This window comes from Rhodopirellula sp. JB055 (genome assembly GCF_043100905.1).
GTDB lineage: Bacteria > Planctomycetota > Planctomycetia > Pirellulales > Pirellulaceae > Rhodopirellula.
The window spans coordinates 1-5,542 of record NZ_JBICHO010000153.1 but is presented as its reverse complement, the minus strand read 5'-3'; the positions used below and the strand labels follow the sequence as shown (position 1 = coordinate 5,542).

Annotated in this window: 2 protein-coding genes; both read left to right on the top strand. The window is 54.7% G+C overall.

What is annotated here, in order from left to right; translation table 11 throughout:
• The first annotated feature begins 499 nt into the window (after positions 1-499).
• Positions 500-1,921 carry an efflux RND transporter periplasmic adaptor subunit gene (locus ACF8AM_RS06365; protein WP_392554820.1) on the top strand — a complete coding sequence of 474 codons (1,422 nt, stop codon included), beginning with the start codon at positions 500-502 and terminating at the stop codon, positions 1,919-1,921.
• A gap of 32 nt (positions 1,922-1,953) precedes the next feature.
• Entirely contained in the window at positions 1,954-5,061 is a 3,108-nt protein-coding gene (locus tag ACF8AM_RS06360; protein WP_392554819.1) for an efflux RND transporter permease subunit, read from the top strand.
• Positions 5,062-5,542: the final 481 nt, after the last annotated feature.

Here is a 5,542-nt window from a genome sequence, read left to right as displayed (position 1 = left end):
CCGCTCCGCGGTTGGGGGACGCCTTGGCTTCAGTCGCGGAGCGACGGCATTTGGATAGCCTTGGGTTTTAACCCAAGGTCTGTTCGACACCAAACGCGCCTTCAAGTCGCGGAGCGACGACAGTTGGCAGTGAGTTCAGATCCACTTGTGTCCGCTCGGGATCTTCTAAAAATAGATGGTGCCTGGCGTCTGATTTTCGCCCCGGATGGGGCCGTCGTGGGAGTTGTGGGAGTCCCTTGCTGACGCTTCGGGTTGTGATGGGGGGCTTGGCCGACTCGGACGGGCAAGAGTGCCCAGCCTACAGGCGTTGAAACGATTGACGACTCAATCAACTGCTTGGTTGTGGGCCGGATTGCTGGCAAATTCGGCCCCGTGTGCATTTTCTATGGCCCGGGACTCCTTCAGATTTCGCATCAGATAGTTAGAGCCCTCTTCCGCCACGAATTCACGGAAGGGGACGCCCTCAAATCTCGAATTGTGAAGCTACAAGGAATCCGGAATGAAGTCCGCAGTGCCATGGGGAACGTGGGGCAAACGATTGCTGGTGATCCCGCCAATCGTGTTGGCCATCGTTGCCTACGCTTGGCTGGTCAAGCATTCGCCACCGCTGACCGAGCAACCGGAAGACGAAGTCTCTCGGATGCTGGAAACGATGATCGTTCAGCGGATGGACGTTCGTCCGAAGGTCAGCGGTTATGGAACCGCTCAGTACGCTCGTTCTTGGAGAGCCGTCACGCAGGTGGAAGGCAGAATCAAGAAGATTCACCCTGACCTGCGCCCCGGATCGATGATTCAGGAGGGTGAGGTTCTGCTGGAGATTGATGATTCCGACTACCGTTCCCAAGTCGAGCAATTGGAGGCCACGATCGACCAGCAGAACGCTGAGATTGAGCAACTGGAACAGTCAATCGAAAACGAACAGAAGAGTCTGGCACTCGAGACAGAAGTACTGGCTGTCTTGCAGCGAGAATTTGACCGCGAAGAAACGCTCTTAACTCGGCAAGCGGGCTCGAGCGCATCCCTGGACTCCAAACGTCGCGAATTGTTGGCACAGCAAAAAGCGGTGCAGGATTTGAAAAACAGCATCGCTCTGATCGGACCTCAGATCAAAGCTTTGCAAGCAGCCCGTCGACAATCCGAAGTTCAGAAAACACAGGCTCTGCGCGACATCGGCCGAACCAAAATCACCGCCCCGTTCCCAATGCGTGTGGGCGAGGTGCAATTGGAAGTGGGCCAGTACGTCAACGTGAGCGAGAACCTTTTTGAAGGCTACAACATCGCTGATGTCGAAGTCGAAGCTCAATTGGCGCTGGATGACATTCATCGATTGTTGGTCGCGGAGTCAGCCGGCAAAGAAATTGACGAACAATTCACCCAGGAAGCGTTTCGCCAAGCGTTTGCATTCGACGCGGTGGTGAACGTCCCGGGCAGCGAAGAGACGAGCTCGTATCACGGCAACTTCTTGCGTGTGCGTGAAATCGTTGACCATCAAACCAAGATGGTTGGCTTCGTCGTCGGAGTGCAGAACCTTCCTCCGTCGCAGCAAGAGCAACCGCAACCGCCTTTGCTCGAAGGTGCCTTCTGCGACGTCGACGTGTTTGGCAACACGCTCGCCGACCAAATCGTGATTCCACGGCGAGCGGTTCGGAACGGTTCGGTTTACTTGGTCGACGATGAAAGTCGGTTGGGCATGCAGAAGGTGGAATTGATGTTCACCCAAGACGACTATGCGATCGTCGGCTCGGGGTTGGCGGGTGGCGAACGACTGGTCATAGCGAATCCATCCCCGGCGATCATCGGCATGTTGGTCGATCCCATTGACGCGGTGGAGGAGACTCAAAAACTGATCACGTCAGTCGCTGCTGATGCTCCCGAACTGCCCTCCGGTCCCTCCTCTTCGCAGACTCAACGCGTTCCTTGAAACGCCCAAATCGCTGACTCGGAACCAAATTCGTGCTAGAAAAATTTGTCACTCACCGAACATTGGCCAACGTGCTGATGATGTCCTTCATCGGACTGGGGCTCTACGCCATCCCTCGTCTTCAAAAGGAAACGTTCCCGAACTTCTACAGTTCCGAAGTGCAAATCGTGATGACCTATCGCGGTGCATCAGCGGAAGACGTCGAACAGGGAATCTGTCTGCTAATCGAAGACGCACTGGACGGCATCCAAAACATCGAAGAGGTGACGAGCACGGCCGAGGAAGGGTCAGCCACGATCGTGGTCGAGATCGACGAGAACGCTGATCTTACCACCGCTCTGAACGACATCGAAACGGAAGTGGAGGCGATCTCGGATCTTCCCGAGGGAGCCGAGGACCTGTTCATTACCGAACTGAATCGAACCGATTCGGTGATGACGATTGCAATCAGCGGTCCAATCGACCCAGATTCGTTGAAGGACTACTGCGAACAGTTTAAGCAACAACTCAAACGTTTGCCGGGCGTGTCCCTGGTTGAGATCCAAGGATTCTCTGACCGACAACTTCGAATCGAATTGGATGTCGAGGCGTTGCGGCGATTGGGATTGTCGGCCGAAACCGTTGCAGCATCGGTCCGCAACCAAAACTTGGACGTTCCGGTGGGAACGATCGAATCCGAGCACGAAGACATCTTGTTGCGGTTGGTCGAGCAGAAACAAACGCCGCAAGACATCGAAGATATCGTCATTCATGGAGTGACAGGGCGATCCGAAGTTCGGATTCGTGACATCGGACGTGTGGTGGATGGATTCTCGGACGCAGAACAAGAAGCTTGGATCAAAGGTCAACGCGCCGGCATCATCCAAGTCAACAAGACCCGGTCGCAGGACACCACGAAGATCGCTGAAGTTGTTCGTGAGTTCGTCGAACAGGAACAACAACGTCAACCTCAGTTGGACATCACAATCACCAATGACGAGTCCAAACTGATCATTCAGCGACTGACGTTGCTGGCCAAGAACGCTTGGCAGGGAATCGTGTTGGTGTTCTTCGTGATGTGGATCTTCTTCAATTTGCGGCTTTCGTTTTGGGTGGTGATGAGCTTGCCGGTCTCGTTCATGGGGGCATTCTTTTTCCTGCCGCTGATCGGCCAAAGCCTGAACATGATGTCATCGGTGGCGATCTTAATGGCGACCGGTATTCTGATGGACGATGGGATCGTGATCTCAGAAAACATCGCCCGACATGTCTCGCTAGGCAAACACCCCATGCGGGCAGCAGTCGACGGGGTAAGGGAAGTCGCTGGCGGCGTGATCTCGTCGTTCTTGACGACCTGCTGCGTCCTGTGCCCGCTGTTCGTTCTGGAAGGTCACATCGGAAAAGTGCTTCGCGTCATTCCGATGGTGCTATTGACGACCCTGGCCATCAGTCTATTGGAGGCGTTCCTGATTCTTCCCGCCCACCTGGGACACTCACTGACCCAGAAAGACACAGATGTACCGCGAGGATTTCGGGCCAAGATTGACGGCGGGGTTGATTGGGTGCGTGAGCGAGTGTTCGGACGCGTGATTGACTGGGCAATCCGCTGGCGATACCTATCGATCGGTTTGTCGATCGCAACCTTCATCATGGCATTCGCGATGGTCGCCGGTGGTCTGGTGAACTTCCTTCCTTTCCCGGACCTGGAAGGCGACATGGTGGAGGCTCGCGTTTTGATGCCGCAAGGAACACCATTGGCCACGACCGAAAACATCGTTCGCAATATCAACCAAGCCGTCGAGCGGGCCAACAAGCGATTTCCGGATCAACCCGAGGGCAATGATCTGGTTCGAACTGTGATCTCGAAATTCAATGAGAATAGTGATGCAGGAGAATCGGGGCCGCACGTTGCCACCGTCGCAATTCGAATGCTGGAACCGGATGAGCGGAACACGTCGACCGCTGAGTTCATTCGCGTGTTGCGAGAAGAAGTCGGGCAGGTGCCGAACGCGATTTCCGTCACCATCGCAGAAGCGGCGGAAGGACCAGCAGGGAGAGCGGTGGAGGTGCTGTTCAAAAGCGATGACCTGCATGTCGCTCAATCAGCCGCTCAAGCGACTCAACAGTGGATGTCAAAGTACGCCGGCGTTTACAACTTCAACATCGATTTGCGTCCCGGCAAACAAGAATTTCGCTTGCACTTGAAGCCTGACGCGGTTGCACTTGGTTTGAACGTGCAGGCGATGGCCAGTCAACTCAGCACGGCGTTTCAGGGGGCAAAAGTCAGTGACATTCAGGCTGGCGTGGATCAATATGAAATCAACGTGCAATTGGAGCCTGAAAGCCGGAACACGTTAGAAGCGTTCTTGGACTTCCGATTCATCCTGGACGGCGGAATCCAGGTGCCTTTGCAATCGGTCGCTGATTTGGAAACGACGTATGGATGGTCGAAGATTTCCAGGGTGGACGGCTGGCGAACGGTGACATTGACCGCGGACACGGACACCGAAGAAGTGAACACGACCAAATTGATGCGTGCGTTTCAGTCGGAACTGATGCCGGAATTGATGGAACAACATCCCGGGCTGAAGATCTCCTTGGGTGGCGAAGCGGAACGGTCCAGCGAAACCGGATCATCGATGGCATCTCTGTTCCTGTTGGGTCTGTTTGGTGTCTATGCGATTTTGAGCTTTCAGTTTGAAAGCTGGCTGGAACCGTTGATCGTGATGGCAGCCATTCCCATGTCTCTAATTGGCATGGTCTTTGGACACATGTTGATGGGAATGGAGATTTCCATGCCAAGTTTGGTTGGCTTCGTTTCCTTGGCGGGGATCGTGGTGAATGATTCAATCCTGTTGGTGCTGTTTTTGAAGAAGGAACGATCCGAGGGAAAACCGAGCCATGATTCCGCTCGCAGCGCCAGCCGACTTCGCTTCCGAGCGATCATGTTGACCAGCATCACCACGATGGTCGGTCTGCTGCCGCTGACTTTGGAGAAAAGCACGCAAGCCCAAGTGTTGATTCCAACGGCGGTTTCGATCGTGTTTGGTCTGCTGAGCTCGACGGTGTTGGTATTGATCGTGATCCCGTGCATCTACGTCGCAGCGTGTGATCTGGGGTTGATTCAATCGGACGATCACGAAGCCAGTTCACCGACCTGACGAAACGCAATCTTTCCGTTGACGTCCACAAAGCAGGTCGGCAGGAATGATTGGGTAGACCCTCACATAGGCAATTCTCTCGGAGACTCACAAATGACAGCGTCTCGGAGAGGCGCCGCTACTTGATCAAGCCCGGTGCCTCCCGCTCACGTGCTTCGCAGACGGTTGGTTGAAAACCTTTCCCAGACCGAAGGATCAACCGACGGGCGCAATTCCGCGGCTATCGGAAACGAACCGGACGCTATCGCGTTCCGGCTGACTATATCCACTGCCTGCTAAGACCGATGTTGCCCCGTACGTTCATTTTCGAGCAATTCAACCAAGCCACGAAAGGATCCGTCTAAACATTGAGCCTCCCGTCGCTCGACCTCTCACCAAGCTTCGTTTCGGAAGGGGTGCGCCGTACAGCAACCCGATGAACAGCCATGCCCAAAACTGCACGACTCCGCAGCCAGTTTTTTAGTTGCGTTTTTTTTAAAAC